Below are 26971 nucleotides of genomic sequence, written 5' to 3' on the forward strand. Positions count from 1 at the left end.
ATGGCCCGCTCCCCGCACCCCTCCCGTTCCGGCGACTGCGCCGGCAGCCGTTCTGGTCGCCGACTACTTCGCGCGGTCGAAGTCGATGGCGCTGTAGGCGCGCAGCTTCGACAGCCGGTGGGTCGAGGAGATCGACCGGATCGTGCCGGACTTGGAACGCATCACGATCGACTCGGTGGTCGCCGTCTCGGCGCGGTACCGCACACCGCGCATCAGCTCACCGTCGGTGATCCCCGTCGCCACGAAGAACACGTTGTCGCCGCTGACCAGGTCGTCGGTCGACAGAACGCGGTCCAGATCGTGGCCCGCGTCCAGTGCCCGCTGCCGCTCCGCCTCGTCCTTGGGCCAGAGCTTGCCCTGGATGACGCCGCCGAGGCACTTTATGGCGCACGCCGAGATGATGCCCTCGGGCGTCCCTCCGATGCCCATCAGCAGGTCGACGCCGGTGCCCTCGCGGGCCGCCATGATCGAGCCCGCGACGTCGCCGTCGGAGATGAACTTGATCCGCGCGCCCGTCTCCCGGATCTCCTTGACGATGCCCTCGTGCCGGGGCCGGTCGAGGATGACGACCGTGACGTCCTCGGGCGTGGAGTTCTTCGCCCGTGCCACACGCCGGATGTTGACCGACACGGGCGCGTTGATGTCGACGAAGTCCGCCGCCTCGGGCCCCGTCACCAACTTGTCCATGTAGAAGACCGCGGACGGGTCGAACATCGCGCCCCGGTCGGCCGCCGCCAGCACGGCGATGGCGTTCGGCATGCCCTTGGCGTTGAGCGTGGTGCCGTCGATCGGGTCGACCGCGATGTCGACCTCGGCACCGGTGCCGTCGCCGACCCGTTCGCCGTTGAACAGCATGGGGGCTTCGTCCTTCTCGCCCTCGCCGATGACGACGACGCCGTTCATCGAGACGGTCGAGACGAGGGTCCGCATGGCCTTCACGGCGGCGCCGTCGGCGCCGATCTTGTCGCCGCGGCCCACCCAGCGCCCGGCAGCCATGGCGGCGGCCTCGGTGACCCGGACCAACTCCAGGGCCAGGTTGCGGTCGGGGGCCTCCGGGGAGACCTCCAGTTGGGACGGCAGATGATGCTCGGACATCGGAGCGCACCTTTCTGTACGGCGACGACCGGATATGAGGGTGCTGTGACTCTATCGGTAGGTCGATAAAATGAGCAGGCCGGGTCACGCATGAGCGCCTCCGGCGTCCAGGCCGTGAGCGGCACCCTGCGGCCGGGCGTGTCAGGCCGCGTGCCACCATGGATGCCGTGGCAAGCAAGCGAGGCAAGCAGACAGTCCGGGACATGCTCCTGTCGACCTTGGTGATCGCCGCCTGCGCGGGCGTCATCTACCTGTTCATCCCGAAGGACGAGAACGCCGATCCCATCAAGGCCGTCGACTTCACCGTGGAGCTGGCGACCGTGCGGACCGCCGCTCCTTACCCGGTGGCCGCGCCCGAGGGTCTGCCGAAGGAGTGGAAGGCGACCTCCGTCCGGTACGACGACGTCGCGGGCGATGCCTGGCACCTGGGCTTCCTCGACGCGGACCGCAGGTACGTCGCGGTCGAGCAGTCCACCGTCGCCGCGGGTACGTACGTCCCCGAGGTCAGCCGGAAGGCCAAGGACACCGGGCGCACCGAGACGGTGGCCGGCCGGGAGTGGCAGTACTGGGAGGGCGCGAAGTACAACGCCCTCGTCCTGCCCGGCAAGGGACACACCACGGTGGTGACCGGCTCGGCTCCGAAGGAGAGCCTGGTCGAGATGGCCGCCGCGCTGAAGACGACGCCGCCCGCCGCACCGGCTTCCTGACGCGCGGTCCGCGCCGAACCCCGTACGCGAAGGGCCCCGGAACACCAGGTGCACTGGTGTTCCGGGGCCCTTCGCGTACGGGCGGCCGGGCTCGGCCGCCAACCCCTGACGGATCCTTCGACTCGGGAGGAGTCGTCGACTCGGGCGGAACCGGGGAGTGGGGCGGAGCCGGGGGCTCAGACGGTCGTGACGACCTCGTCGAAGGAGAGGCGCGGGCTGCGGGGGAACCAGGCGTCCTCGCCCGGCTTGCCGATGTTGACGACCATCAGCGGGGCGTGGTCGTCGTCCAGGAACTCCTTCTGGATGCCCGCGGCGTCATAGCCGGTCATCGGGCCGGCGGCCAGGCCGGCGGCGCGGACGCCGATGATGAAGTAGGCGGCCTGGAGCGCGGCGTTGAGGCCGGCGGCCGACTCGCGGACCGGGCGCTCCGAGAAGAACACGTCCTTGGCCTGCGGGAAGTGCGGGAGCAGCGCCGGGAGCTCCTCGTGGAACTCGTTGTCGGCGGCCAGGATCGCGACCAGCGGGGCCGTGGAGGTCTTCGGCTGGTTACCCTCGGCCATGTGCCGCACCAGGCGCTCGCGACCCTCGGCGGAGCGGACCAGGACGACGCGCAGCGGCGACTGGTTGAAGGCGGTCGGCCCGAACTTGACCAGGTCGTAGATCGCCTGGACCTGCTCGTCGGTCACCGGCTCGTCGGTGAAGGTGTTGGCGGTACGGGCCTCACGGAAGAGGAGGTCCTGGGCGGCGGGGTCGAGAACGAGGGACATCTGGTGCAGACCTTCCGAACGTACGCGGTGGGGAGAAGACCCGAACGTACGCCAGAGATAGGTTAACTTTCAACTAAAGTCGGGCGGGAGTGATCCATTGCACAGAGCATCTGTCTTGCGCGACGGCTCCCGGCCCGAGCACGGACGCCCGTACCGCTCCCGGCCCGTGCACGGGCACCCGCGCCGCACCGAGCCCGGACGCCCGCCCCGCACCGCCGCCACCGCGGACCATCACCGCGGGACCGCTGGGAAGGCGGGCGTTGGCTCACTCAGCCCCGGTCGTCGTCCTCCTGCGGGCGGGCCAGGGCCGCGTCCAGCCGGGCGCGGGCGCCCTCCAGCCAGTGCCGGCAGACCTTCGCCAGCTCCTCGCCCCGCTCCCACAGGGCCAACGACTCCTCCAGCGTCGTGCCGCCCGCCTCCAGTCGGCGTACGACCTCGATCAGCTCGTCCCGCGCCTGCTCGTAGCCGAGCGTGCCCGTGGCGGCAGCCGTCGTCGTCCCGTCGTCGTCCGTCATGTGATCCACCCTAAGCGTGAGCTGTTACGACCATGTGGGCGCTGCGCCCCCTGCGATACGGCCGCCCGGCCGCCCGGTCTTCCGGTCCCGGCGGGCGCGGCTCCCGGGCCGCCCCGCTCTCCGGTCCCTCGCGGGCGCGGCTGTCCGGCCTTCCCCTTCCCTCCGGGCTCATCCATCCACCCGCACCGTGAACTCGCCCTCCGAGACCCGCGCCCGCAGCGGCTCGCCGGGCGCCCCGGCCTCCTCGGGGGAGCGGACCACGTGCCCGTCGGGCCGCTGGAGCACCGCGTAGCCCCGCTCCAGGGTCGCGGCCGGCGACAACGAGACGACCCGGGCGAGCGTGTGCGACAGCTCCGAATCGGCCCGGTCCAGCAGATGGCCCAGCACCCGGCGACCGCGCCCCAGGAGCGCGTCCACCTCGGCCTCGCGCTCGTCCACCAGGCGGTGGGGCCGCTCCATCGCGGGGCGGCCCAGCGCGTGCGCGAGCCCCCGCTCCTCGCGGTCCAGCAGCCCCCGCACGGTCCGCAGCGCCCGGTCCCGCAACTGCTGCACCCGCTCCAGCTCCTCGCCCACGTCGGGGACGACCTTCTTGGCCGCGTCCGTGGGCGTGGACGCACGCAGGTCGGCGACCAGGTCCAGCAGCGGCGAGTCGGGCTCGTGGCCGATCGCGGAGACCACCGGCGTACGGCAGGCGGCCACGGTACGGATCAGCTGCTCGTCGGAGAACGGCAGCAGATCCTCGACGCTGCCGCCGCCCCGCGCCACCACGATCACGTCGACCTCCTCCAGCGCGTCCAGCTCCTCGACCGCCTGCACCACCTGGGCGACCGCGTTCACTCCCTGCACGGCGGTGTTGCGGACCTCGAAGCGCACGGCGGGCCAGCGACGGCGGGCGTTCTCCAGGACGTCGCGCTCGGCGGCGGAAGCACGCCCGCAGACCAGCCCGACGAGCTGCGGCAGGAACGGCAACGGCTTCTTGCGGTCCAGGGCGAAGAGCCCCTCGGCGGCGAGCGACTTCTTCAGCTGCTCCAGCCGCACGAGCAGCTCACCGATGCCGACCGGCCGTATGTCCGTCGCCCGCAGCGACAGCTGCCCCCGGGGCGCGTACCACTCGGGCTTGGCCAGCACGACGACGCGCGCGCCCTCCGTCACGACGTCGGCGATCCGGTCGAAGACCTGTCGGAAACAGGTCACGCTCACCGAGATGTCGTGAGACGGATCGCGCAGCGTCAGGAAGACGACCCCGGCGCCCGGGCGCCGCGACAGCTGGGTGATCTGCCCCTCCACCCAGATGGCGCCGAGCCGGTCGATCCAGCCGCCGATGAGCCGGGACACCTCACCGACGGGCAGCGGCGCTTCCGCGGACGTGTTGAGAGCCATGCGTCCGAGCGTATCCGCAGCCACCGACAGGCCCCCGCCCCGCGCGGAGGCCCGCGTCGTCCGCACACCGCCGACGCCGTACGGGATACGAAGCCGTATGGGACAGGAAGCCGTACGGGATACGAAGCCGTACGGGACGCGAAGCCGCACGGGACACGAACCTGACGGGCCGCGAAGCCGTACAGGCCGCGAAGTCCTGGCAGCCCTACGGGACCGGGGCCCCCTTCCCCGCGCCGCCACCCGGACCGTCCACACCGCCACGCCGGCCCGTTCCCTGGACCGCCAGCACCACGAGCCCCACCCCGAGCCAGCAGACGCCCACCACCTGGGAGGATGCCGTCGCCTCCACGATGACCGCGACCAGCACCCCCGCGCCGACCACCGGGATCAGGACGTGCCGCCACCACACCGGCGGGCCCTCCATCCGGCGTACGGCGAACCAGCCGACCACCGACGCGTGCAGCAGGATGAACGCCGTCAGGGCGCCGATGTCCACGACGGAGACCAGATGGTCCAGGCCGTCGTCGCGCCGGGCCGCCCACACGGCGGCCACCAGCGTCACGATCGCCGCGCACAGGATCGCCACCCGCGGCACACCCGACGACGGATCGACCTTCGCGAGGAAGTGCGGCAGGCGCCGCTCCCGGGCCATCGCGAAGACCAGCCGCCCGGCGGCGGCCTGCCCCGCCAGCGCGGCGAACGCGGCGCCGATCGCCTTGCTGACCGCCACCAGATCGTGCAGCCACGTCCCCACCGAGGCGTCCACCGCGTCGTAGAACGCCGACCCCTGCGCCGCCGGGTCCGCCGCCAGTTCCGCCGAGCTCACGGGCTCCAGCAGCGCCGCGAGATACGACTGCGCCACGAACAGGACACCGGCCAGAACCAGACAGAACAGCACCGCCCGCGCCACCTTCTGCGAGCCGCCCGTCACCTCCTCGGCGAACGAGGCGATGGCGTCGAAGCCCAGATAGGAGAGCACGGCGATCGACACGGCCCCCAGCACCGCGGTCATGGAGAACCCGGAGTCCCCCGTCAGCGGCGTCAGCCAGCCGCGCTGCGCCCCGTCCCGTACGAGGACGACCACGGCCGAGACCACGAAGACCAGCAACACCACGATCTCCATGGCCAGCACCGCGAAGCCGACCCGGGCGGCCGCCCGCACGCCCCGCAGGTTGAGCAGGGTGGTCACGAGCACGGCGATCGCGGTCCACACCCACCGCGAGACCTCCGGGACCAGCGCGTTCATCGCGATCCCGGAGAAGAGGTAGGCGACGGCCGGGATCAGCAGGTAGTCGAGCATGGCCATCCACCCGGCGATGAAACCGGGCCCTTCCCCGAGCCCCTTGCGGGCATACGTGAAGACCGAACCGGCGAACGGAGCGACCCGCACCATCTGGGCGTAACTGAAGGCGGTGAACCCCATGACCACCGTGGCCACCACATAGACGAGCGCGACCGCGCCGTCGGACTTGGCGTCCAGGGTGCCGAACACCCCGACGGGGGCCATCGGGGCGATGAAGAGCAGTCCGTAGACGACCAGATCCCTGAATCCCAGCGTCCGCCGCAGCCTGCCCGGTTCCGTACTGCTGCCCGCACCGCTCCCTGCCCCGCTGCCCGAACCGCTCCCCGAACCGCTCTCCGGCACCGACGTCATCGCCCCTCCAACACCATCAGTCATTCCTCCCGAACGCGCCGTGACCAGTCTCCCGACCCGGCCGTCCTCGCGCCTGTTCGCCACGGCCTTACGATGGGTCGCATGACTGCAACTCCTGCCCGCCGTGTCCTGCTCGCCGCACCCCGTGGCTACTGCGCGGGCGTGGACCGTGCCGTGATCGCCGTGGAGAAGGCCCTGGAGCAGTACGGGGCCCCGATCTACGTCCGCCACGAAATCGTGCACAACAAGTACGTCGTGCAGACCCTGGAGAAGAAGGGCGCGATCTTCGTGGACGTCACCGCGGAGGTGCCCGAGGGCTCCATCGTGATGTTCTCCGCGCACGGAGTCGCGCCCACCGTCCACGCGGAGGCCGCCGAGCGCAAGCTCGCCACCATCGACGCGACCTGCCCGCTGGTCACCAAGGTTCACAAGGAAGCCGTCCGGTACGCCAAGGAGGACTACGACATCCTCCTGATCGGCCACGAGGGGCACGAGGAGGTCATCGGCACCTCCGGCGAGGCCCCCGACCACATCACGCTGGTCGACGGCCCCGAGGACGTCGCGAACGTCGAGGTCCGCGATGAGTCGAAGGTCGTCTGGCTCTCCCAGACCACCCTGTCCGTCGACGAGACGATGGAGACGGTCGACGCCATCAAGGCGAAGTTCCCCAACCTCCTCTCGCCGCCCAGCGACGACATCTGCTACGCCACACAGAACCGCCAGATCGCGGTGAAGAAGCTCGCCGAGGACGCCGAACTGGTCATCGTGGTCGGCTCCAAGAACTCCTCGAACTCCATTCGCATGGTCGAGGTCGCCCTGGACGCCGGAGCCCCCGCCGCCCACCTGGTCGACTTCGCCGACGAGATCGACGAGGCCTGGCTGGAGGGCGTGACCACGGTCGGTCTGACGTCCGGCGCCTCCGTCCCCGACGTTCTCGTCGACGGAGTCCTGGAATGGCTCCAAGAGCGCGGTTACGCGGACGTGGAGACGGTGAAGACGGCCGACGAGTCGATCACGTTCTCCCTCCCCAAGGAGCTGCGCCGCGACCTGCGCGCCGAGGCCGCCGCCCTTTCCGCCGAGTAGCCGGGCAAGGGGCCCGGCCTGCCCGTACCGTGGGTTCCATGGAGATCTTCGGCGTGGACATCGGCGGATCCGGGATCAAGGGCGCTCCCGTGGACCTGGACCGCGGAGACCTGGCGCGGGAGCGCCACAAGGTGCTGACACCGCACCCGGCCACGCCCAAGGGCGTGGCCGACGGCGTTGCCGAGGTCGTAGGTCATTTCGACTGGACGGGCCCCGTCGGCATCACCTTCCCCGGGGTCGTCACGGACGGCATCACGCGTACCGCGGCCAATGTCGACAAGGGCTGGATCGACACGGACGCGCGCACGCTGCTGGGCGAGCGGATCGGTCAGCCCGTCACCATCCTGAACGACGCGGACGCGGCCGGAGTCGCCGAGATGACCTTCGGCGCGGGCAAGGGCCGCGCGGGCACGGTCATCATGCTGACCTTCGGCACAGGCATCGGCAGCGCGGTCTTCACCGACGGCCTGCTCGTCCCCAACACCGAGTTGGGCCACCTGGAACTGCACGGTCACGACGCGGAGAAGCGCGCCTCCACGAAGGCCAAGGAGGACGAGGACCTCAGCTGGCAGCACTGGGCGCACCGGGTCCAGAAGTACCTGCTGCACGTGGAGATGCTGTTCTCGCCCGACCTGTTCATCATCGGCGGCGGGGTGAGCCGCAAGGCGGAGAAGTTCCTGCCGCTGATCGAGAAGGTCCGGGCCGAGATGGTCCCGGCCCAGCTCCAGAACAACGCGGGCATCGTGGGAGCGGCGATGGCGGCGGCGGGCCAGGCACAGAGCAAGGGGTGAACGGGCCGGACGGCACCACGGGCGCCGGCAGCGGAGACGGGCCGACAGCCGCTCAGGGACGCTGAGGGCGACGGGCGACCGCGCCCGCCGCCGGGGCACCGGCCCGTACAGGCTTCGCCGCCGCGGCCCCGGCGGCGGCCCGGGGGGTCCGCTCGGGCGCGGTGCCGCGCCCCTGGGCCAGCACATACCGTCGCCGGGCCCGCATCTCGCGCACCTTGCGCACGGAGGCGATGACCCCCGCGATCAGCGTCCCGCCGTACAGCCAGCCGGCGTGCACGGCGAGGGCGGTGACGAGGCCCATGGTCTGACCGGCGAACCCTTCGGACCCCCCGGAGATCGGAAACACTCCGACGGCGAAGGCGATGGGCACACTGATCGGCGCGGTGACCAGGTCGGCGGGCCGGACCCAGAGGGCGGTCAGCGCGCTGACGGGCAGGAAGAGCAGCCCGTAGACGAGCTCCGAACCATCGAACAGCAGCCGGTCGACGCAGGCGAGCACGAACATGGTGAGGGCGGCGAACAGCCCGGCCCCGATCCCGGTGAGCCGGGGGTTGGGGAACCGCCGCAACGCGAGAACCACGGGCGGCACGCTGCGCACCCGTACGCGGTACACGGCGGAACTCTCGTCGCCCGCCCGGCCCGGCGCGGGCGGGGCGGGCGCGGCCTGCGGGGGCTGCCTGCGCTGCGGGGGACGTGTCCTGTGCTGCTCCACCTGCACAACGTAGGTCGCGGGGGGCGGGGAATCAGGCGTTGGACACGCGCTTTGGCCGACCTTGGCGTTGCGTTCGATGTCACACGGCCGAAAGGCGCGCTGTTCGGGCCGGCGGAAGAGGCCCGGGCGATCGCCCGCTTCGAACCGCAGGAGGGCCCGGCAGTGCCGGGGCAGCGGGCCGGTCCCGCCCAGCGGGAGCCAGTGCGGCCAGCGGGAGCCAGTGGGAAGGACCCGTGAAACCGCACTGTCCGGGCCCGCGGGGCAGGCCCGTAAACTGGAGAATCGGTCCACTCCGGGACCCGGCCGAACAGCCGAGCCGGACCCGGACGCCCATGCCCCCTCCTCACTCCAGGAAGTCGCCAAAGTGTCGCTCACGATCGGAATCGTCGGTCTGCCGAATGTCGGCAAGTCGACCCTGTTCAACGCCCTGACCAAGAACGACGTGCTGGCGGCCAACTACCCGTTCGCCACGATCGAGCCGAACGTCGGCGTGGTCGGCGTCCCGGACCCGCGCCTGAACAAGCTCGCGGAGATCTTCAGCTCCCAGCGGCTCCTCCCGGCGACGGTGGACTTCGTCGACATCGCCGGCATCGTCCGGGGTGCTTCGGAGGGCGAGGGCCTGGGCAACAAGTTCCTCGCGAACATCCGCGAGTCCGACGCGATCTGCCAGGTCATCCGGGCCTTCAAGGACGAGAACGTCGTCCACGTCGACGGCAAGGTCTCGCCGAAGGACGACATCGAGACGATCAACACCGAGCTGATCCTCGCCGACCTCCAGTCCGTCGAGAAGGCCGTCCCGCGCCTGACGAAGGAATCCCGCCTCCAGAAGGAGAAGGTCGCGGTCCTCGCCGCGGTCGAGGAGGCCCAGAAGATCCTGGAGTCCGGCCAGACGCTGTTCGCCGCGGGCATCACGGCGGCCACCGAGAGGGGCCGGCTCCTCCACGAGCTGCACCTGCTCACCGTCAAGCCGTTCCTGTACGTCTTCAACGTCGACGAGGACGAACTGGTCGACGAGGACTTCAAGAACGAGCAGCGCGCCCTGGTCGCCCCGGCCGAGGCGATCTTCCTGAACGCCAAGATCGAATCCGAGCTGATCGAGCTCGCCGACGACGAGGCGCTCGAACTGCTCCAGTCCATGGGCCAGGAAGAGCCCGGCCTCGCCACCCTCGGCCGCGTCGGCTTCGAGACCCTGGGCCTCCAGACCTACCTCACGGCAGGCCCGAAGGAAGCCCGCGCGTGGACCATCAAGAAGGGCGCCACGGCCCCGGAGGCGGCCGGTGTGATCCACACCGACTTCCAGAAGGGCTTCATCAAGGCGGAGATCGTCTCCTTCGCCGACCTGGTGGAGACCGGCTCGGTCGCCGAGGCCCGCGCCAAGGGCAAGGCCCGCATGGAGGGCAAGGACTACGTCATGCAGGACGGGGACGTGGTGGAGTTCCGTTTCAACGTCTGACGGGCAGTCAAGAGATGTGCCCGGCCCTCTCGTTGGTGGGTCGGGCGCAGGTGTACGTCCGCGTGCAGTCCTTGTGCCGCGAAGCGCTGAGGTGTTGGGGACGGGTCTGGTGGGTGCGACTGCGGTCGGCGTTCAGACTTTGACGACCTCTACGGCGGGGCCGCACAGGAGCGTCAGGTCCTCGGGATCGGAGGTCAGGACGGTGACCGGCTGGGGTGCGGTGCGGGCGATGACGGCGAAGGCGGCGTCGATGGCGTACTTGTGGCCATGGAGGCGGTGGCTGCGCAGGAGGGCTGCGGCCCGATCGGTGATCTCCTTGGTGACGTCGTGAACGTCGACGCGGGAGAGGACCCACTTGATCCGGGCGGGGTGAATGCGCTCGTAGTCGGCCTCGAGGGTGGTCATGGCGCTTGTGGCCACGCGGATGCCTTCCTCCGATGCCGCTTGGATCAGGGCCATGACGGTGCGGTCCTTGCGGTAGAGCTTGGAGAGGCCTTCGCTGTCGAGCAGTAGGGTGCCGGGCATCAGGCTGCGGCCCCGCCGACCTGCCGGTGGTCATGGCGCAGCAGCGCGCGGGCGGCTTCGACCTCCTCGCGGGTGAGCTCGTCATTGTCGGTCGCGAAGTCGGCGACGATCTCCCGGAGCTTGTCCACGGCGACCCGTTGTTCGAGGGCTTCGGCGACGTAGGAGGAGAAACCACCGGGCCCGACGTGGGCGCGTACGGCTTCGGCGAGGTCCTCGGGCAGGCTGATCGAGTACTTCTTGCTACTGCTCATGGTGCCCATGCTACCGGTGGTCGTAAGTCTCTGGGTGTACATGGTCGTGGCCGCGCGGACTGTGCGGACGGGTATCCGTCCGGTCCGCAGAGAGTCCGCAGGACACCCGTATGCGCCCGTCGCAGGCCAACGCGAGCCAACGGAGAAATGGCTGGTCAGGGCCTTGGATGGGGCTCCTTCGCAGGTCAGGGTCAGACCGCAGGCATCCCGCTTCAACGTGTAGCCGCTGACGTATCAACACGTCGCTGACCTTGCAAACATGCAGGTCAGGGAAGGCCCGACTCTTCGGAGTCGGGCCCTTTGCTTTTTTGGTGCTGGGATGGTGCTGAGTTACCTGCCGTCATCCCTGGTCATTCGTACCGTGCTGGGTTTGCGCTGGGACGCGGATGCGCCGCCGACGCCAGGGTCCATGCTGATGAGCCCTCCCGAGACTGCGAGCCGATCGTCGCGGGGAGCGCAGTCTGCCGTGCCCGGGTTCGTTCTTGCCGGCTTCCACTGTCGCGGACAACGAAGATGCCCACAATGCCATCGCTGCATACTTCTTCACCGACGAGCCGGCCATCAACGCGATCATTGTCGCCCTCGCGGATGCCTTTTACGAAGCGGCAGTCGATCAGCAGGTGGATTCACCTGAGTAGGCGCTGTGGTCAGACGTCCTTGATCTGTACGCGGTCGCCGCACAGTTTCGGCTCATCCTCACGGTAAGACGTCCGTACGAGGACGGGTGCCGGGGAGCGGAACGCCATCGCGGCTACGAGTGAGTCGATGGCGTACTTGGAGTCATGCAGGCCGCCGGCGTCGCTCAGCAGTTGCACCGTGGTGAGACTTTCCGCCTGGGGCCGGCACGAGGATGGTCACGCCCACGCCCGAGCGGCCTCGATTCGTCCGATCCTGTCGATCAACAGGGAGCGCCGCCCCTGCGAGCAGGGGGTGGGCCGCGCTTTTGCGGGAGCGCTCCGCTCCCGGCAACCCGACTCACCGTATCCGGTCACCGCCAGGAGTCGCACTCGCGCTACGCGCAGCCCTGATCTGCCGCACTCGAACTCATCGGAAGAGGGGGTTACTCGTCGGACGCCGCGTCCGCCGTGGATCGTGCGGTGCTCGGGTGCCGGTCGTGGACCGGGCGGGCCGAACGGTTCCCTGCGGGCCAGAAGGGGTAAATAGCTCAAAAGGTCCCCTTGGGGAGGCTGATTCGATGCCGTGGTTCGCTTGGCTGCTCGCCGCCGCGGCGCTGGGCGCTGCGGAGTTCTTCACTCTCACCCTCGTTTTCGGGTTGCTGGCCGGTGCGGCGCTGGTCGCCGCCGTCGTGGCCGGAGTGGGCATCGGTCTGCTCGGCCAGCTCGTGGCGCTCGGACTGGCGGCGGTGGCCGGCCTCGCCCTCGTCCGTCCTGTCGCGCTGCGGCACATGGCGCAGGGGCCCCTGACCTACGAGGGCACCGACGCGCTGATCGGCAAGCGGGCCGAGGTCATGCAGGAGGTCACCGCGACCCACGGCCTGATCAAGATCTCCGGCGAGGAATGGTCCGCCCGCGCTCTCGACGAAAGTCTGGTGATCCCGGTGGGCGCCCTGGTGGACGTCATGGAGATCGAAGGCGCCACAGCCGTCGTGTATCCCCGCGAGCTCCTTCCGTGAACGGCTGAGCACGCGGGGCGGGAATGTCTGGGAGTCCCTGGGGGGACGTAGGAGGAAGAATGGATCCGGTTGTCATCCCGATTCTTGTGGCGGCGATCGTCGTCGTCTTTCTCGTGGCCGCCACCGTGCGCATCGTTCCGCAGGCGCGCCGCTACAACATCGAGCGTTTCGGCCGGTACCGCCGAACGTTGCAGCCCGGCCTGAACTTCGTCCTGCCGGTGGCGGACCGGGTCAACACCAAACTCGACGTGCGCGAGCAGGTGTATTCGTCCGACCCCAAGCCGGTGATCACCGAGGACAACCTCGTGGTCAACATCGACACCGTGCTCTACTACCAGATCACCGACCCGCGGGCGGCGGCGTACGAGGTCGCCGACTATCTGCAAGCCATCGATCAACTCACCGTGACCACCTTGCGGAACGTCATCGGCAGCATGGACCTGGAAGGGACGCTCACCTCGCGTGAGGAGATCAACGCCCGGCTCCGTGCCGTCCTCGACGACGCGACAGGGAAGTGGGGCATCCGGGTCAACCGCGTCGAGATCAAGGCCATCGATCCGCCGAACACCATCAAAGAGGCGATGGAGAAGCAGATGCGGGCCGAGCGTGACAAGCGCGCGGCCATCCTGCACGCCGAGGGCGAGCGGCAGGCCAAGATCCTCACCGCGGAGGGCACGAAGCAGAAGGACATCCTGGAGGCGCAGGGTACCCAACAGGCCGTGATCCTCCGGGCGGACGGCGAGTCGAAGGCGGTGGAGCTCGTCTTCCAGGCCGTGCACCGCAACAACGCCGACGCGAAGGTCCTGGCCTACAAGTACCTGGAGACGCTCCCGCATCTGGCGCAGAGCGACAACAACACCTTCTGGGTGATTCCGGGCGAGCTGACCGAGGCGATCCGCACCGTCACCAGCGCGTTCGGCGACCAGGCGTCGGGCACCGGGCCCCCGCCGGGTGCGCAGCGCGAGGACGCGACCGAGGCCGACGCCTCGGACAAGGACCATGTCGGGGCCCCGGAGGTCGAGGCGAACTCCACGCTCGCGCTGGACGCCGTCGCGGCCGCCGACGAGGCCGCGAAGCAGGCCGCCGTCGCCGTGAGCGACGCGAAGGCGGAGGCGGAGGCGGCGGGAGAGGCGCGGCGTCCGGGGCGGGGGCCCGCGCCCGGCGGCTGAGCGGCGGGCTCGCCTCCCCGCGGTCCCGGCCCGCTGTGGGGAGCCGGCCCGGCGCCGTCGTACGGTGTCAGGCCCCGTTACGGCGGTGGTGCAGGTCCACCGCCCTCTCGAGGGTGCGGTCGATCCCGGCGGCGACGGTGGTGTCGGTGTTGTTCAGGTGTCGCACGATCGCCGCGCCCGCACCCGAGACCGCCGGGGGAGGGGCCGCGAACGTACGGAAGAGCGGCGGCACCCCGTAGATCTCGCGGAGGACCTCCTCCACGACGAACTCGTTGACCGGTCGCCGCTCGACGCGGTGAGCGGCCGCGACCTCGTCACTGAACGCCGCGAGGTCCTCGATGCCGCACCGGTCGCCCAGTCGCCGCGAGATCATCACGGCGATCACCGAGACGAGGAATCCGTTGAAAGCGATCCGGTCGCTCGGCGACAGCGCCTCGTCGAGCGCCTTCGCCCTGCGGTCCTTGAGGACGAGGCACCTGATCTGGTCGCGGAATCGTGGCTCTACGCGCACTTCCCCACCTCCTGCTCGCTAGCTGGGCTGCTCGGCCGCCGCACGACGCTGCGGCTACTCGACGTGGGTGAAAGACATGAGCACGGCCAGCACGGCGTCCTCGAACGACTCGTACCGGCCGACCTCGTCCGCACGGAAGACACCATGAGGCCGCACGACGGCGAAGGCGCTCCACAGCCCCAGGTAGTGGTCCAGATGGCCGGCGTGCAGCGTCTCCTCGCCGTTGTCCAGGACGAGGTGGACGGTCTCCTCGCCGGGGTCCGTGGCGGGCTGCGCCTGGAGCACGAACCGGTGGCGTCGGAGGGACTGCCCGAGCGCCTCGCTGATTTCGGGGATCGACATGTCGCACTCCCTGTCCTGTGCCGTGCGTTCCATGGGCCGGCCCGGCCGGTTCGGGTCGGCTTGGGCCGCTCCGAAGGTCCGGGTCGGGTTCGGGGTTCGGGGTTCGGGGTTCGGTCAGTTCCGACGGCGGCGGAGTCCGGCCGCGTAGGCGCGGAGGTTTCCCGGGCCGACGGTCCGGTAGTAGCGGCGTGCCGTGCTCGCCAGCTCCGACCTGAGCGGCCGCAGTCCGATGAAGTCGGACAGGACGCAGGCCTGTTCCGCCTCGTCGAGCGTCGACCACTCCCCGTAGGTCCCGCCGCAGGCATCGACCAGGACGTCGAGGCACTGCGCCAGAGCCAGCGACTCCGAGCCGTCCCATGCGGCCGACCAGCGTTCGCGCGGTACGCCGGTCCCGAGCGCGGCCACGGCGGCGAGGACGGCGAGGGTGGGAGCCCGGTCCACCGGATCCGGACGGGCCGGCTCGGCGTGCTCCTCCCCGGGCTGCCCGGGTGGCCCGATTCCCAGGCGGATGCGCTGTTCCAGGCCGGTCAGCCGCTCCTGGGCCGCGGTGTTGCCCCGGCGCGCGGCGAGGGCGTACCAGTACAACGCCCGGTCCTGGTTCCCGTACCGCTCCTCGTAGAGCTGCCCGAGGTGGAGTGGGGCGACCGGATCGCCCGCCTCGGAGGACCGCACGTACCACTGCGTCGCCTCCTGGAGGGCCTTCCCTCCGACCGGCCCCGGCTCGATCCCCTGCATCCTCGCCCGGACCCGGCCCTCGGCGATCTGCCCGAGCCGGTTCATCGACGGCGTGTGCCCGGCCGCGGCGGGACCCTCGTACATCGCCGCGATCGCGGGGAGCCGCTCGACGCCCTCCTTGCTCTCCCGCCGGTACGCCTCGCGGTAGACGGCCTCCGGATCGGCGCCCGGCTCGGGCGGGAGCTCGGGGGCGTTGTTGCGGGCGAACACCCAGCGGGCGGCGTGATTCTCGATGCGGCGGCCCGGTTCGGGGCGTCCGTTCGCGACGAGGTGGTCGGAGACCGCGCCGAAGATGTGGTCGAACGTGAGGCCGGCCGGTGCGCCGCTCAGGCCCTCGTACACGGTGTCCACGAGGGCCTTCGTGAAGTACGTCTGCGCGTCGGCGACCGTCTCCAGCTCGTGCCAGGAGGTCTCGAACGCGCCGCTGCTCATCATCAGGTACGCCCCGGGCCCCGGGGGCAGGTGGTCGACGGAGAGGCGCCCGTACTCCTCCGTGGCGAGCCCGGCGTAGCAGCAGTCGAGCACCGCGACCTTGACCCGGGCGTCGCTGGCGCGGAACGCGTCCCGCACGGCGTCGAACGGGAGTCCCGTGGCGGCCGTGAAGTTCGCGTCCTGCCGGGTGTCGCCCACGGTGAGGCAGAGCCGCTCGCGGTGGTCGTAGATCCCGTGTCCGACGTAGTAGAAGAACGCGACGTCCTCGGCCTCCATGAGCGTGGAGATGAGTTCACGGTGGGTCGTGCCGAGCGTGTCGCGGTTCCGGAAGGTCACGATGGAATCGTCGGGCCAGGGCCCGCACACCGGGTCGCGGAGCAGACCGTCCATCCGGTCGAAGCTGCGCTCCACCGCGGGCACGTCGTTGAAGTCCTCGTCCGCGTACTCCCAGGTGCCCATGAGGACCGCACGTGACCGGGAGTAGTCCCGGTTCGCGGGTTCACTCACGGCGGTTTCCCTCACGGCGGGTTCACTCATCGTCGAGCAGGCGCTCGACGATCTCGAAGACCTTCTGCGGGTCGTCGAGATTCCCGCCGGAGAGCGTGACCGTCCGGTCCCCCCGGGTCAGCTTCACGGTCACGGACGACCTCCGGGACCTGATGAACGCCGGCAGGGTCCGGATCGCGACGGCGAGCACCGCGGAGGAGGGTACGAGCAGCTGGATCACCTCGGCGGCGCCGAGTTCGCCCGCGCCGGGGCGGGAGCGCTGCCGGGTGACGACGGCGCCCGGAACGGCGTCGAGGCGTCGGGAGAGGGGGCCGACACCGGCCGGCTCGGAGAGGGTCAGAACGACTTCGTACCCGGCGTCAGTGGACCTCGCGTCCGGGGGCCCCGATCCTGTGGGCTTCGCGTCCGAGGAACGCGCCTCTGTGGACTCCGCGTCCATGGATCCCGCGTCTGTATAGGGCTCGTGGGGAGAGTTCGGTACGGGCATCGGCCCTCCAAGTCAACAGTCCGCTCGTTCCAGGACCGCCTGTGGCGGCTGTGCAGCCGTCTCAGACCTCTACGCGCCGAACCCGGTTGTAGTACATCCCGACGTCCTCGGGCGCGTGCAGGCGCACGGTCTCGCCGTCGTCGCTCACCATGCAGACCCAGCCGGGCGGTGCGGAATCGGGCTTCGCGAGGGTGAAGGGGCCTTCCCCGTTGATCGCCCACACCGTGCTGCCCAGGCCCACGGTGTGACCGTCCTTCGTGCGAAAGTTTGCGGCCATGCAGCAGTCGTAGCACCCCTCATCTCACCCAGGGGCCTCTTCACGGAACTTCGACAACCTGAAGCCGGGCTACCGGTCACCGGTGCGAAAGGCACGCGGCGACCGGGCCCGGCACGCCCTACCGGCTGTCCGCCTCCACCCGCAGTTCCGCCAGTTCCGCCGGCTTCTCCGGGTCCTCCGAGCGGACCGTCACGCGGACCTTGCGTGCTGTGTCGCCCGAGAGATAGGGACGCCAGAAGCGGCCGTCGAGGGAGGTCTCCACGGTGTGCGAGGCGGGGGCCGTGTCGCCCCAGGCCGGAGTCACGGAGGTGAGCCGCAGGGGCCGCGTGCCGAGGTCCACGGTCAGGGTTCCCTCCGCGCCGTCGGGGGACCAGGACGTCGCCGGGGCCCCGTCGACCGCCGCCTCCGCGTACAGGCCGGGGGCCTCGGACGTCGCCGTCACCGGGCGGCAGCGCGCCGCGTCGGCCGTCGGGGTCAGGTCGGGGCGCCGGGTGGGCAGCTCCAGCGTCGAGGAGAGGCGGCGCGGGCCCTTCGCCGTGTGGACGGTGAACGGGGCGCCGGAGGTCAGGCGGACCGTGGTCGTCCGGGGGCCGACAGTGACCTCGTACCCGGCGTCCCGGTACCGCAGGCCCTTCAGCGTGACGCCCTCGTGCAGTTGGGGCGGCAGCGTCGGATCCAGGCGCACGCCGTCCTCGCGGAGTCTGAGCCCCGTCAGGCCGTGCGTGAACACCTGGAGGAAGCCGCCCTTCCCGGTCAGGAAGTCGTCGGCGGGGAAGCCGGACAGCGGGTCCTCGGCGCCCGCCTTGTCGCCGCGCGCCTCGGAGAACAGCTCGTACGGTCCCCGCATGAACGGGCGCACCGCACGCTGGAGGTAGGTGTACGCCGAGCAGCCCGGCTCCCCGATCGCCGCCGCGTCGATCGCGTGGACCGAGTCCGTCATCGCCGGGCCGTCCGGGTCGGTGCGGGCCGCGTAGTAGTCCAGGGTGGCCGCCGCGGCGCCCGGCTCCATCGGCCATTCCAGCGGGTAGGTCAGCAGGACGGTGTCCGCCTGCTTGATCGTGGAGCCGTTGTAGCCCGCGTACTGGAGGAAGACCTTCTTCTCCGCGTCGTACGGGATGCGCAGGCCGTCCGCCACCTCGTTCCAGGCGGCGGGCGGGCTCTGGCCGAGGAGCCGGGCGGCGCGGGTCGCGTTGCGCAGCGCGGTGGCGGCGACCGCGTTGGTGAAGACGCCGTCGTCGACGCCGTTGCTGTACTCGTCGGGGCCCGCCACGTCGTGGATCGAATAGCTGCCGTCCGCGTTCGCGGTGGCGCGCGACTCCCAGAACTCGGCGATGCCCCGCAACAGGGGCCAGCCCCTCGACGCCAGCCAGTCGCGGTCGCCGGTGGCGAGGTAGTACTGCCAGGCGGCCAGCGAGACGTCGCCCTGGAGGTGGTTCTGGGTCAGGCAGTGCGGCGGGTCCCAGCTCTGGCACTCGGAGTCCATACGGCCCCGGCTCGCGCTGGTCCAGGGGTAGAACAGGCCCCGGTGGCCGTACTTCTCAGCGTTCGCGCGGGCCGCGTCCCGCGTGCGGTAGCGGTATTCGACGACCGAGCGCGCCAGCTCCGGGCGGGTGGCGAGCAGGCCCGGGAACATCCACGTCTCGGCGTCCCAGAACACCATGCCCGCGTAGTTGTCACTGGTCAGACCGGCCGGGGCGATGCTGTCGGAAGAACCGCGCCGGGTGCTCGCCAGCAGCCCGTACTGTGCCGAGCGCAGCCAGCCCTGGAGCCGGCGGTCTCCCGGGACCAGCACATCGGCGGCCCAGGCCTCGCGCCAGGCGGCCTCGTTCGCCGCGAAGACCCGGTCCCAGCCGCGCCGCGCCGCCCGGTGCGCCGCCTCCCGGGCGTCCCCGGCCGGGGCGCGGGAGGTCAGGGCGGTGTCGACGCCGACGTACTTCTCGAACGTGTACGTCCGACCCGCGCGGACCGGGGCCGCCGCCCGGGGCGTACGGGCCCCCGGCCGCAGGGTCTCGACGACGCCCGGGCCGCGCCGCATCGTCTGGGCGACGGCCCCCTCGATCCCGGTGCCCCGTGTCCGGAACGTGCCGTCCGCGCGCAGCGTGATCCGGCGCGCGCCCCGGTCGTCGAGCCGGCCGGTGACGGTCGCGGTGCCGCTCCAGCGCGGCGTCATCCGCAGCCGTACGGCTCCGGTGTGGACGTCGGACCGGTCGGCCAGCACCTCGTAGACGAGGTCGGTGGCCCGGCCGTCGGCCGTCGTCCACCGCAGGGAGGTGCGCACGAGGCCGCAGGAGAGGAAGACCGTCTGCCGGTAGTGCGAGATCCGGCCCGCCGGGGTGTCCGGGCCGAGGGTCTCCTCGCCCACGCCCACATCGATGTTCGTCCAGCTCGGGAGCGCGGCGATCACCTCGCGGCCCTCGGAGACGGCCTGGTCCCGGGCGTAGAGCCCGGAGACGAACGCGCCGTCGTAGCGGGGGGTGTAGAGCGGCCAGCCGGTCTTCTCGCCGGTGGTCGCGTAACCGGCTCCGACCGGGGGGACCCGGTGGCCGAGGTAGCCGTTGCCGATGTACGGGTCGTAGCCGGCGGCCTCCCCGAAGCGGGTGGACGTCGGCGCCCAGGACGTCCCGGGGCCGCCCTGACCGCCCGTCGTGCCGCAGGCGGGCACGGCCTGGCGCGGGTACGGGGGCGGTGCGGGGGAGCCGGACGGGTGGGCCGGACCCGGCAGCGGTACGGGGCCGGGGGGCTCGGAGGCGTCGGCGAGGGGCGGCAGCGGTGCGATCAGGACGGCCGCGACGAGAGGCGCGAGGACGGAGATGCGCGAGAGGCTCACAGGACGAAGGTAAGGACGCGCGGGTGCGGTCGGCCGTCACGGCACGCGCGCCCCGGCACCGGGCCTGCGTCCGACCGCCGGATGGAGCCGGATGGAGCAGGTCCCGCGCCCGTGGTCGCGCCCTCGCGCCGGGCGAGGGGCGTGGCTTCCTCACGCCGTCGTGCCCGTCCTCGGGTCGGGCGAGGGGCGTGGCTTCTTCACCGCCGTCGTGCCCGTCCTCGGGTCGGGCGAGGGCGTGGCCTGCTCACCCCTCCGACACCGTCAGGAACGTGCCGCCCGAGGCCCGTACCGCCGCCAGGATCTGCCGGGTGCGCGGTCGGCGGGGGAGGGCGGTGCCGTCCGCGTGGGTGGAGGAGACCACGGCGGCCGGGTCGGCCGGAGGGAGGTCGTCCGCGCCCGCGTGGAGGGCGGCGGCCAGCGGGGAGACCGCCTCGGCCGGACGCCGATCAGCCTGGACCCCGCGCGCAGTACGCGGCGGTCGACGTGCCGACGTTGCCGGTGCTGTCCGCGACGGCGGGGGGAGACCGGCGGGGCGGCGAGCGGCAGGAATGAATTCCTCGTAACGCCACAATGAATCGGCCCGCCCGGAAAGCCCGTTCGGCGCCACCCCCCGCGCGGGGGTGGAGTCCGGGTCCCAGGGACCACGGCAGACCGGGCAGCACCAGGTCAGGGCGGTGATCCCGGGCCGGGTCCCGTCATCCGGGCAGTGACAGGCCGTCATGTCCGCCGGCGTGTCAGGCGTAGGGCAGGTGAACGACACACGTATGGCACAAGCCAAGGCGCCCTTGTGAGTTCGTCATGGATCGGTCAATCTTTCGCTGGCAGCAGGGCATGCGGCTCACCGGACGACGCAGAAAATGGGGCGTTCGGCCGGCTGATTTGTCATGCCCCTGTCGGGAGTCGTCGTGTGGCTCCGGCACCGCCCCCCACCAGAGCACCGCCTATGAGGAGGACCCCTCAGATGTCAGTGACGCGTCACACCCCCCAGGCCCGTCGAAGACTCGCCGCGGCGACCGTCATAGCCACCGCAGCCGCCGTCGCCCTGGCCACCGCCGCCCTCCCGGCGACCGCGGCCGAGCGCGCGCCCGAAGGCGTGATCCTGAACGCCGACGCCCCCGGCACCATCAGCGACAGCTACATCGTCACGCTGAAGGACTCGGCCGCGAAGTCCGACTCGGCCCAGGGCAGGGCCCTCGCGAAGAAGTACGGCGCGGGCATCGAACGCACCTACCGTTCGGCCCTCAACGGTTACGCGGTCGAGGCCTCGGCCGCCGAGGCGAAGAGGTTCGCCGCCGACCCGGCCGTCGCGTCCGTCTCGCAGAACCGCACCTTCACGGCTTCCGCCACCCAGAACAACCCGCCCTCCTGGGGCCTCGACCGGATCGACCAGCGGAGCCTGCCGCTGGACCAGCGCTACACCTACCCCGACAAGGCCGGCGAGGGCGTCACCGCCTACATCATCGACACCGGGGTGCGCATCAGCCACAGCGACTTCGGCGGCCGGGCCTTCAACGGCTTCGACGCCGTGGACAACGACAACGTGTCGCAGGACGGCAACGGCCACGGCACACACGTGGCGGGCACCGTGGCGGGCACCGCGCACGGCGTGGCCAAGAAGGCCAAGATCGTCGGCGTGCGGGTGCTGAACAACAGCGGCTCCGGCACCACCGCGGGGGTCGTCGCGGGCATCGACTGGGTGACGGCCAACGCCGTCAAGCCGGCCGTCGCCAACATGAGCCTCGGCGGCGGTGCCGACTCGGTGCTCGACGCCGCCGTGCGCCGGTCCATCGCCTCCGGCGTCACCTACGCCGTCGCGGCGGGCAACGAGTCGACCAACGCGAGCACGAAGTCCCCGGCGCGCGTCGCCGAGGCGATCACGGTGGGCTCGACGACCAACACCGACGCCCGCTCCAGCTTCTCCAACTACGGCTCGATCGTGGACATCTTCGCCCCCGGTTCCTCGATCACCTCGTCGTGGCACACCGGCGACACCGCCACGAACACCATCTCCGGCACGTCGATGGCCAGTCCGCACGTGGCCGGCGCGGCCGCGCTCTACCTCGCCGACAACCCGGGCTCGACCCCCGCACAGGTCTCCGCCGGCCTCGTCGCGGCCTCCACGCCCGGGGTCGTCACCAACCCGGGCAGCGGCTCGCCCAACCGGCTGCTGTACGTGGGCGCGGGTGGCACCACGCCGCCTCCGGGCAAGAAGTTCGAGAACACCACCGGTTACGCGATCAACGACAACGCCACCGTCGAGGCGCCGGTCACCGTCACCGGAGTCACCGGTAACGCCCCGGCCGCGCTGAGCGTCCCGGTCAACATCTCGCACACCTACATCGGCGACCTGAAGATCGACCTGGTCGCGCCCGACGGTTCGGTCTACAACCTGAAGGCGTACGGTTCCGGCGGCAGCAGCGACAACGTGGTCACCACGTACACCGTCAACGCCTCCTCCGAGGTCGCCAACGGCACCTGGAAGCTCCGGGTCAGCGACAACGCGAACGCCGACACCGGCCGGATCAACAGCTGGGCGCTCCAGTTCTGACGACGCTCCGGCGCGTTGGTTCCGAACACGCTCCGGCACGCTGAGCCGAAACCACTGAACCACTGAACCGCCGAGTCCCGGAAGTCGGGCCGGGGCGGCCGCGTCACGCGGCCGCCCCGGCCCTTCCGGCGCCGGTGTCAGCGGCGGTTGAGCCCGCGGTCGACCGCGGTGATCAGCTCACCGTTCTCGGTGTCCCCGTCCAGCGACCAGAACATCGCCCCGCCGAGACCCTTGTCCCGGATGTACGAGGCCTTGGCGCGCAGCACCTGAGGGTCGTCGTACGTCCACAGCGTCGTGCCGTCGAACAGCCACGCGTGGCCGTTCTTCACATCACGGTGGACCTTGTACGTCCCCGACGCGGCCAGCTGCTTCAGGACCTTGTAGTCCTCGTAGCCCGCCCCCCAGGTGGCCGGAGCCGGGCCCGTGGCCGGCTGACCCATGCCCGTGCCCCCGCCGCTCACTCCGGTCCAGCCCTGGCCGTAGGTCGGCATGCCCATCACGAGCTTGTGCCTGGGTGCGCCGCGGCGCACCCAGTCGCGCACGGTCTGGTCGACGCTGAAGTCGTTCTTCGCGTACAGGGCTGACTGCTGGGCCGTCTTCTTCTCGCCGGAGACGTGGTAGTCGTAGCCCTGGATGTTGACGAAATCGAAGTCCTTCATGAGGCGCTTCACGTCGAAGCCCGCGTCGATCGCCTTCGGGTTGGCCGCTACGTAGGCCGACAGGTCGTAGTGGATCGGCTTCGGTTTGCCGTGCCCGTGCCCGTGCCCGCCCTTGCCCTTGGCCGCCTTCTCCTTGGCCTTCGCCTGGCTCTTCGCGTAGGCGTCGAGCTGGGTGCGGAACTCGTGGATCAGGGCGGTGAAGTTCTTCTTGTCCTCCGGGCGGAAGACGGTGCCTTCATTGCCCGCCGAGCCGGGCCACTCCCAGTCGACGTCGATGCCGTCGAAGACGCCGGCCGCTGCGCCCTGGCCGCCGCGGGCCCCGTCCACCGGGAGGTTGCCCTTGATGTACAGGTCGAGGCAGGAGGCGACGAGGGCCTTGCGGGAGGCCGCGGTGCGGGCCGCGTCGGAGAAGTGGGTGGAGTAGCTCCAGCCGCCCAGCGAGATCATGACCTTGAGGCCGGGGTGCTTGGCCTTCAGCTCGCGCAGCTGGTTGAAGTTGCCCGCGAGCGGCTGGGTGTCGGTGTCGGCGACGCCGTCGACCGATCCCGCCGCGTCGAGCGGACGGGAGTAGTCCGCCCAGGCGTCGGCCTGGCCGGGGATGTTGCCGGTGAAGCACTTGCCCTCGGCGTTGACGTTGCCGAAGGCGTAGTTGATGTGGGTCAGTTTGGCTGCGGCCCCGCTGGTGTCCAGGTCCTTGACCTGGAAGTCCCGTCCGTAGACGCCCCATTGGGTGAAATAGCCGATGCTCTTGTACGCGGGGCGGTGGTGGCCCTTGTCACGGTCGCCGCCGTTGCTCCGGTCGTGGCCGGCGCTGGCCGTGGCCGCGGGCGCGATGCCCCCCAGCAGGGCCAGGGCGACGCCGGCGGTGGTCATTCGGGACAGGTTTCTTCGGCGCATGAGGCTCGTTCCTGTGCGTGAAGCGGTGCGGAAGGGAGGCGGAAGGAAAGCGGAAGGAAGCGCGGGAGCCGTGCTGTGCACTGGAATGTATTGGTCTGGACCAGAAATGTTCAAGAGTCCGGGAGTTGTCGGCCCTCGGCAGTGGGGTCCCTGTGGGGATGCCGTGAAGTCGGCGCGGCCGTGTCGGCCGGTGCGGCGCTGGGCAGGATGGCGTCGGAGAACGTCCGGTACCGACCTGGTGTCCGCGTCCGATGTATGCGTGGAGCGTCACAAGGTCATCACATTGGGTGAAACTCTGGCCTATGCTTGCGATGCACAACCAACGGTTGTCAGGCTGTCGCAGACTGTCAACCTGTTGGGAGTGGCCTGTGACTTTCGGTGAGCAGCCCGCCTATCTGCGCGTGGCGAGCGATCTCAGGGAGAAGATCGTCAACGGCGCGCTGCCGCCTCATACCCGCCTGCCGTCGCAGGCTCGCATCCGGGAGGAGTACGGGGTCTCGGACACCGTCGCCCTGGAGGCGCGGAAGGTCCTGATGGCGGAGGGGCTGGTCGAGGGGCGCTCCGGCTCCGGCACCTATGTGCGCGAGCGTCCCGTGCCCCGCCTGATCGCCCGCTCCGGCAACCGGCCGGGCAAGGGGGCCAGCCCGTTCCGGCAGGAGCAGACGGCGGAGGGGGCGCGCGGGACCTGGGAGTCCCGCAGTGAGCAGGAGGGGGCGAGCCCCGAGATCGCCGAGCGGCTGGGCGTCGAGCCGGGCGACCGCGTCATGCGCACGCACTACGTCTTCCGGGAGGCGGGGGAGCCGGTCATGCTCTCCACCTCCTGGGAGCCGCTCGCCGTCACCGGCCGGACGCCCGTGATGCTGCCCGAGGAGGGCCCGTTGGGCGGCTGCGGGGTGGTCGACCGGATGGCCGCGATCGACGTCGTCGTGGACAACGTCGCCGAGGAGGTCGGCGCGCGCCCGGGGCTGGCGGAGGAGCTCCTGGCGCTGGGCGGCGTGCCCGGCCATGTGGTCATCGTCATCGGGCGTACGTACTACGCCTCGGGCCGGGCCGTGGAGACGGCCGACGTGGTGGTGCCGGCGGACCGGTACCGGGTCGCGTACCACCTCCCGGTGAGATGAGGTGAGGTGACGCCCCGTCGGGCCGGTCGAAGGGCGTCGACTGGGGTTGTTGGGTCATGAGGGGGGCGCATTTTGCGGGTGCGCCCCTTTCGTGATGGCCGGATGCGTATCTCTTTGTGCAAACCCGCCTGCACTGAGTGAAGGTCAGGCGTACGCTCGGGCATATGCGTACTGCGGTTTCCTGGGGATCCTTAGAGACGTGCACGCCGGTGGGAAGAGGGGCGATATGCGGGGGAGCGACACGATGAGCGACAGCGGCGCCGTGCTCGCTTGGCAGGTGATACGGCAGGACGACGGTGGCAACCGCTATCGCGTGGGCAGGTACGCCACGCAGGCCGAGGCGCAGAAGGTCGCCGACGGCCTCGACGACCGCCATCGCCACCAGGTCTACCGGGTGGAGCGCGTGGGGCAGAGCACCGGCCCCTGACGTGGTGGACGGCCCCGAGGGGCGCCGGGAGGCCGTTCCGCGTCTCCGGAGGCCCCGCGGTCTTCCCCGGTCGCCTTCGGGCTCCCGCGCTTTCTAGCGGCGCGCCCGCCCACCGACGTTCCCGCCGGCGTGCCCGCCCTCGTGACCGCGTTCGGTGCGTCGGCGGGCGGGGCGGTAGGGTCCCGCCCGGACCCGGGGGCGCGAAAGCCGCCGGGGGCGCGGCGAGCGGGGCGGAGCGGTGACGGTGCTGATCGACACGGTGGCGTGGGTGCGGATCGAGGGCGGCAGGATCCTCTGCGCGCGGCCCCGGGGCAAGGACGTCTTCTACATCCCGGGCGGCAAGCGTGAGGGTGCGGAGACGGATCTGCAGACCCTGCTGCGGGAGATCGAGGAGGAGCTGACGGTCGGCCTGATCCGGGAGACCGTCGTCCACGCCGGGACGTATGAGGCCCCCGTGGACGACCGGCCCGACGCCGCCGTCGTGCGGATGAGCTGCTATTACGGCGACTACCGGGGCACGCTCGCCGCGAGCAGCGAGATCGAGGAGATGGCGTGGTTCTGCTTCGCCGACCGGGCCCTCGTGCCGCCCGTGGACCGGTTGCTCTTCGACGACCTCAGGGCGGCGGGGGCGCTGAGCTGATCCCGGCCGTGGCGTGCGTCGGCACGGTCCGGGCCGCTGCACCCGTCTGCATCAAACGGCAGGTTGTGCGGTAGTGAGCAACAAATGGTGGGTATGGGCTGTTTAGTCCCCATTTGCACAAGGGGTGAGGCCGTGGTCGTCCCTGGGAAGTGATCGGCGTGATCGATACCGAAGGCGACTGCGCCGAGTGGGCCTTCCCCGCCGAACCCGGCTCCGTGCGCAGCGCCCGGCACGCCGTCCGGGGCACGCTGGGTTCCTGGGGCCTCGACGCAGCGGTGGGTGACCTGGCTGTCCTGCTCGTCAGCGAGCTGGTGACCAACTCCCTCCGGTACGCCTCCGGGCCCATCGGCGTACGCCTGGCACAGGCACAGGCACAGGCACAGGCACAGGCACAGGCACAGGCACAGGCACAGGCACAGGCGCACGGGGACGCCCCGCTCGCCGACGTCGCGCCCCCGGCCTCGGTACTGCTGGTGGAAGTCTCCGATCCGCTTCCGGATCCACCCACCGAACGCAGTGCGGGACCCGACGACGAAGGCGGCCGGGGCCTCCAGCTCGTGGCCTGTTCCGCACGTCGCTGGGGCACCCGTCGCGGAAAGAGTGGCAAGACGGTGTGGTTCGAGCTGGCTCTCCCTGGTTAGGAGAGTGGGGGACGCACAGCGATCACCAGAGGTCGGGCAGGACCTGGCTGAAAGGGACTGAGACCTTGCTGTGATCGTGAACGCCGTGTCGGTCGGGGCCGTAGTGCTGAATACTGCGGGCAGGACCGGTCCGGTGTGTGAGCTGGAGGGGACGGTCGCGTGAGCGAAATACCTGGGACAACGGG

At 70.9% G+C, this 26971-nt stretch carries 27 protein-coding genes and 1 pseudogene; 12 read left to right on the forward strand and 16 right to left on the reverse strand.

Going from position 1 to position 26971, the window contains the following annotated elements; genetic code table 11:
• Positions 1–63: 63 nt before the first annotated feature.
• Positions 64–1095 carry a class II fructose-bisphosphatase gene (glpX, locus tag ACH4RG_RS07380; protein WP_018956177.1) on the reverse strand — a complete coding sequence of 344 codons (1032 nt, stop codon included), beginning with the start codon at positions 1093–1095 and terminating at the stop codon, positions 64–66.
• A 158-nt stretch (positions 1096–1253) separates the two neighbouring features.
• Here glpX and ACH4RG_RS07385 point away from each other — a divergent pair, with 158 nt between their 5' ends.
• Positions 1254–1802: a DUF4245 domain-containing protein gene (locus tag ACH4RG_RS07385; protein WP_397929890.1), complete on the forward strand. Its 549-nt coding sequence runs from the start codon at positions 1254–1256 to the stop codon at positions 1800–1802.
• A gap of 176 nt (positions 1803–1978) precedes the next feature.
• Here ACH4RG_RS07385 and ACH4RG_RS07390 read toward each other — a convergent pair whose 3' ends face one another.
• The 4 genes from ACH4RG_RS07390 to ACH4RG_RS07405 form a co-directional block, all read right to left on the reverse strand.
• Positions 1979–2569 (reverse strand): malonic semialdehyde reductase, encoded by a 591-nt coding sequence (locus ACH4RG_RS07390; protein WP_397920421.1) that lies wholly within the window; start codon positions 2567–2569, stop codon positions 1979–1981.
• 269 nt (positions 2570–2838) lie between these two features.
• The gene (locus ACH4RG_RS07395) at positions 2839–3084 is read right to left on the reverse strand and encodes an exodeoxyribonuclease VII small subunit (protein ID WP_397920423.1); all 246 of its coding nucleotides are present in this window, start codon (positions 3082–3084) and stop codon (positions 2839–2841) included.
• A 168-nt stretch (positions 3085–3252) separates the two neighbouring features.
• Positions 3253–4464, reverse strand: a complete 1212-nt coding sequence (gene xseA / locus ACH4RG_RS07400; RefSeq protein WP_397920425.1) for an exodeoxyribonuclease VII large subunit — start codon at positions 4462–4464, stop codon at positions 3253–3255.
• A 205-nt stretch (positions 4465–4669) separates the two neighbouring features.
• Positions 4670–6118 (reverse strand): APC family permease, encoded by a 1449-nt coding sequence (locus ACH4RG_RS07405; protein WP_398539234.1) that lies wholly within the window; start codon positions 6116–6118, stop codon positions 4670–4672.
• Positions 6119–6211: 93 nt separating this feature from the next.
• On the opposite strand from ACH4RG_RS07405, the gene ACH4RG_RS07410 reads away from it, so the two are divergent.
• Both ACH4RG_RS07410 and ppgK read left to right on the forward strand, forming a co-directional pair.
• Positions 6212–7201 carry a 4-hydroxy-3-methylbut-2-enyl diphosphate reductase gene (locus ACH4RG_RS07410; protein ID WP_199787771.1) on the forward strand — a complete coding sequence of 330 codons (990 nt, stop codon included), beginning with the start codon at positions 6212–6214 and terminating at the stop codon, positions 7199–7201.
• 38 nt (positions 7202–7239) lie between these two features.
• Complete coding sequence (gene ppgK, locus ACH4RG_RS07415; RefSeq protein ID WP_397920429.1) at positions 7240–7992, forward strand: polyphosphate--glucose phosphotransferase; 753 nt, start codon at positions 7240–7242, stop codon at positions 7990–7992.
• Between the two features lie 52 nt (positions 7993–8044).
• Here the strand turns inward: ppgK and ACH4RG_RS07420 are convergent, their stop codons facing one another.
• Positions 8045–8605: a DUF6542 domain-containing protein gene (locus tag ACH4RG_RS07420; RefSeq protein ID WP_398161704.1), complete on the reverse strand. Its 561-nt coding sequence runs from the start codon at positions 8603–8605 to the stop codon at positions 8045–8047.
• A 463-nt stretch (positions 8606–9068) separates the two neighbouring features.
• Here ACH4RG_RS07420 and ychF point away from each other — a divergent pair, with 463 nt between their 5' ends.
• A complete protein-coding gene (gene ychF, locus ACH4RG_RS07425; RefSeq protein WP_397929896.1) occupies positions 9069–10157 on the forward strand; it encodes a redox-regulated ATPase YchF in 1089 nt (362 codons plus the stop codon).
• A gap of 132 nt (positions 10158–10289) precedes the next feature.
• Here ychF and ACH4RG_RS07430 read toward each other — a convergent pair whose 3' ends face one another.
• On the reverse strand, positions 10290–10682 hold the full coding sequence (locus ACH4RG_RS07430) for a DNA-binding protein (RefSeq protein WP_397920433.1): 393 nt from the start codon (positions 10680–10682) through the stop codon (positions 10290–10292).
• Positions 10682–10933: a hypothetical protein gene (locus ACH4RG_RS07435; protein WP_397920435.1), complete on the reverse strand. Its 252-nt coding sequence runs from the start codon at positions 10931–10933 to the stop codon at positions 10682–10684. Before ACH4RG_RS07435 ends, ACH4RG_RS07430 begins: the two co-directional genes overlap by 1 nt.
• Positions 10934–11415: 482 nt before the next feature.
• Here ACH4RG_RS07435 and ACH4RG_RS07440 point away from each other — a divergent pair, with 482 nt between their 5' ends.
• Entirely contained in the window at positions 11416–11571 is a 156-nt protein-coding gene (locus ACH4RG_RS07440) for a hypothetical protein (protein WP_397920437.1), read from the forward strand.
• Positions 11572–11580: 9 nt separating this feature from the next.
• Here ACH4RG_RS07440 and ACH4RG_RS07445 read toward each other — a convergent pair.
• Positions 11581–11769, reverse strand: a pseudogene (locus tag ACH4RG_RS07445) (DNA-binding protein); the annotation flags it as partial.
• Between the two features lie 359 nt (positions 11770–12128).
• On the opposite strand from ACH4RG_RS07445, the gene ACH4RG_RS07450 reads away from it, so the two are divergent.
• Positions 12129–12566: an NfeD family protein gene (locus ACH4RG_RS07450; RefSeq protein WP_397920439.1), complete on the forward strand. Its 438-nt coding sequence runs from the start codon at positions 12129–12131 to the stop codon at positions 12564–12566.
• Between the two features lie 59 nt (positions 12567–12625).
• Complete coding sequence (locus tag ACH4RG_RS07455; protein WP_398539235.1) at positions 12626–13735, forward strand: SPFH domain-containing protein; 1110 nt, start codon at positions 12626–12628, stop codon at positions 13733–13735.
• A gap of 67 nt (positions 13736–13802) precedes the next feature.
• Here ACH4RG_RS07455 and ACH4RG_RS07460 read toward each other — a convergent pair whose 3' ends face one another.
• The 6 genes from ACH4RG_RS07460 to ACH4RG_RS07485 all read right to left on the reverse strand — a co-directional run bounded on the left by ACH4RG_RS07460 (position 13803) and on the right by ACH4RG_RS07485 (position 19853).
• Positions 13803–14246 carry a hypothetical protein gene (locus tag ACH4RG_RS07460; RefSeq protein WP_397920443.1) on the reverse strand — a complete coding sequence of 148 codons (444 nt, stop codon included), beginning with the start codon at positions 14244–14246 and terminating at the stop codon, positions 13803–13805.
• Between the two features lie 54 nt (positions 14247–14300).
• The gene (locus ACH4RG_RS07465) at positions 14301–14588 is read right to left on the reverse strand and encodes a hypothetical protein (RefSeq protein WP_397920445.1); all 288 of its coding nucleotides are present in this window, start codon (positions 14586–14588) and stop codon (positions 14301–14303) included.
• Positions 14589–14702: 114 nt separating this feature from the next.
• Positions 14703–16262, reverse strand: a complete 1560-nt coding sequence (locus ACH4RG_RS07470) for a peptidase C14 caspase catalytic subunit p20 (protein WP_398539236.1) — start codon at positions 16260–16262, stop codon at positions 14703–14705.
• Positions 16263–16284: 22 nt separating this feature from the next.
• On the reverse strand, positions 16285–16749 hold the full coding sequence (locus tag ACH4RG_RS07475; protein WP_397929908.1) for a hypothetical protein: 465 nt from the start codon (positions 16747–16749) through the stop codon (positions 16285–16287).
• A 61-nt stretch (positions 16750–16810) separates the two neighbouring features.
• Positions 16811–17026: a hypothetical protein gene (locus tag ACH4RG_RS07480; RefSeq protein WP_397929911.1), complete on the reverse strand. Its 216-nt coding sequence runs from the start codon at positions 17024–17026 to the stop codon at positions 16811–16813.
• Between the two features lie 118 nt (positions 17027–17144).
• Entirely contained in the window at positions 17145–19853 is a 2709-nt protein-coding gene (locus ACH4RG_RS07485; RefSeq protein WP_398539237.1) for a discoidin domain-containing protein, read from the reverse strand.
• 961 nt (positions 19854–20814) lie between these two features.
• On the opposite strand from ACH4RG_RS07485, the gene ACH4RG_RS07490 reads away from it, so the two are divergent.
• Positions 20815–22401, forward strand: a complete 1587-nt coding sequence (locus ACH4RG_RS07490) for a S8 family peptidase (protein WP_397920455.1) — start codon at positions 20815–20817, stop codon at positions 22399–22401.
• 137 nt (positions 22402–22538) lie between these two features.
• On the opposite strand, the gene ACH4RG_RS07495 is transcribed toward ACH4RG_RS07490, so the two are convergent.
• Positions 22539–23957, reverse strand: coding sequence for a glycoside hydrolase family 18 protein (locus tag ACH4RG_RS07495; RefSeq protein WP_397920457.1), 1419 nt, complete (start codon positions 23955–23957; stop codon positions 22539–22541).
• Positions 23958–24325: 368 nt separating this feature from the next.
• Here ACH4RG_RS07495 and ACH4RG_RS07500 point away from each other — a divergent pair, with 368 nt between their 5' ends.
• From ACH4RG_RS07500 to ACH4RG_RS07515, 4 genes are all read left to right on the forward strand, one after another.
• Positions 24326–25078 (forward strand): GntR family transcriptional regulator, encoded by a 753-nt coding sequence (locus ACH4RG_RS07500; protein WP_397929920.1) that lies wholly within the window; start codon positions 24326–24328, stop codon positions 25076–25078.
• A 226-nt stretch (positions 25079–25304) separates the two neighbouring features.
• On the forward strand, positions 25305–25505 hold the full coding sequence (locus ACH4RG_RS07505; protein WP_397920461.1) for an SPOR domain-containing protein: 201 nt from the start codon (positions 25305–25307) through the stop codon (positions 25503–25505).
• 238 nt (positions 25506–25743) lie between these two features.
• Positions 25744–26145: an NUDIX domain-containing protein gene (locus ACH4RG_RS07510; protein ID WP_397920463.1), complete on the forward strand. Its 402-nt coding sequence runs from the start codon at positions 25744–25746 to the stop codon at positions 26143–26145.
• Between the two features lie 149 nt (positions 26146–26294).
• The gene (locus ACH4RG_RS07515) at positions 26295–26786 is read left to right on the forward strand and encodes an ATP-binding protein (RefSeq protein WP_398539238.1); all 492 of its coding nucleotides are present in this window, start codon (positions 26295–26297) and stop codon (positions 26784–26786) included.
• The last annotated feature ends 185 nt before the right edge of the window (positions 26787–26971 follow it).

Origin of the sequence: Streptomyces sp. NPDC021019 (assembly GCF_044333295.1) — a bacterium.
Classification (GTDB): Bacteria; Actinomycetota; Actinomycetes; order Streptomycetales; family Streptomycetaceae; genus Streptomyces.

Excerpts from the sequence above, each read along its gene's own strand:
- glpX (WP_018956177.1), bottom strand. The coding sequence starts at position 1,095 with ATGTCCGAGCATCATCTGCCGTCCCAACTGGAGGTCTCCCCGGAGGCC.
- ACH4RG_RS07385 (WP_397929890.1), top strand. The coding sequence starts at position 1,254 with ATGGATGCCGTGGCAAGCAAGCGAGGCAAGCAGACAGTCCGGGACATG.
- ACH4RG_RS07390 (WP_397920421.1), bottom strand. The coding sequence starts at position 2,569 with ATGTCCCTCGTTCTCGACCCCGCCGCCCAGGACCTCCTCTTCCGTGAG.
- ACH4RG_RS07395 (WP_397920423.1), bottom strand. The coding sequence starts at position 3,084 with ATGACGGACGACGACGGGACGACGACGGCTGCCGCCACGGGCACGCTC.
- xseA (WP_397920425.1), bottom strand. The coding sequence starts at position 4,464 with ATGGCTCTCAACACGTCCGCGGAAGCGCCGCTGCCCGTCGGTGAGGTG.
- ACH4RG_RS07405 (WP_398539234.1), bottom strand. The coding sequence starts at position 6,118 with ATGACGTCGGTGCCGGAGAGCGGTTCGGGGAGCGGTTCGGGCAGCGGG.
- ACH4RG_RS07410 (WP_199787771.1), top strand. The coding sequence starts at position 6,212 with ATGGGTCGCATGACTGCAACTCCTGCCCGCCGTGTCCTGCTCGCCGCA.
- ppgK (WP_397920429.1), top strand. The coding sequence starts at position 7,240 with ATGGAGATCTTCGGCGTGGACATCGGCGGATCCGGGATCAAGGGCGCT.
- ACH4RG_RS07430 (WP_397920433.1), bottom strand. The coding sequence starts at position 10,682 with ATGCCCGGCACCCTACTGCTCGACAGCGAAGGCCTCTCCAAGCTCTAC.
- ACH4RG_RS07435 (WP_397920435.1), bottom strand. The coding sequence starts at position 10,933 with ATGAGCAGTAGCAAGAAGTACTCGATCAGCCTGCCCGAGGACCTCGCC.
- ACH4RG_RS07450 (WP_397920439.1), top strand. The coding sequence starts at position 12,129 with ATGCCGTGGTTCGCTTGGCTGCTCGCCGCCGCGGCGCTGGGCGCTGCG.
- ACH4RG_RS07455 (WP_398539235.1), top strand. The coding sequence starts at position 12,626 with ATGGATCCGGTTGTCATCCCGATTCTTGTGGCGGCGATCGTCGTCGTC.
- ACH4RG_RS07465 (WP_397920445.1), bottom strand. The coding sequence starts at position 14,588 with ATGTCGATCCCCGAAATCAGCGAGGCGCTCGGGCAGTCCCTCCGACGC.
- ACH4RG_RS07475 (WP_397929908.1), bottom strand. The coding sequence starts at position 16,749 with ATGCCCGTACCGAACTCTCCCCACGAGCCCTATACAGACGCGGGATCC.
- ACH4RG_RS07480 (WP_397929911.1), bottom strand. The coding sequence starts at position 17,026 with ATGGCCGCAAACTTTCGCACGAAGGACGGTCACACCGTGGGCCTGGGC.
- ACH4RG_RS07490 (WP_397920455.1), top strand. The coding sequence starts at position 20,815 with ATGTCAGTGACGCGTCACACCCCCCAGGCCCGTCGAAGACTCGCCGCG.
- ACH4RG_RS07495 (WP_397920457.1), bottom strand. The coding sequence starts at position 23,957 with ATGCGCCGAAGAAACCTGTCCCGAATGACCACCGCCGGCGTCGCCCTG.
- ACH4RG_RS07505 (WP_397920461.1), top strand. The coding sequence starts at position 25,305 with ATGCGGGGGAGCGACACGATGAGCGACAGCGGCGCCGTGCTCGCTTGG.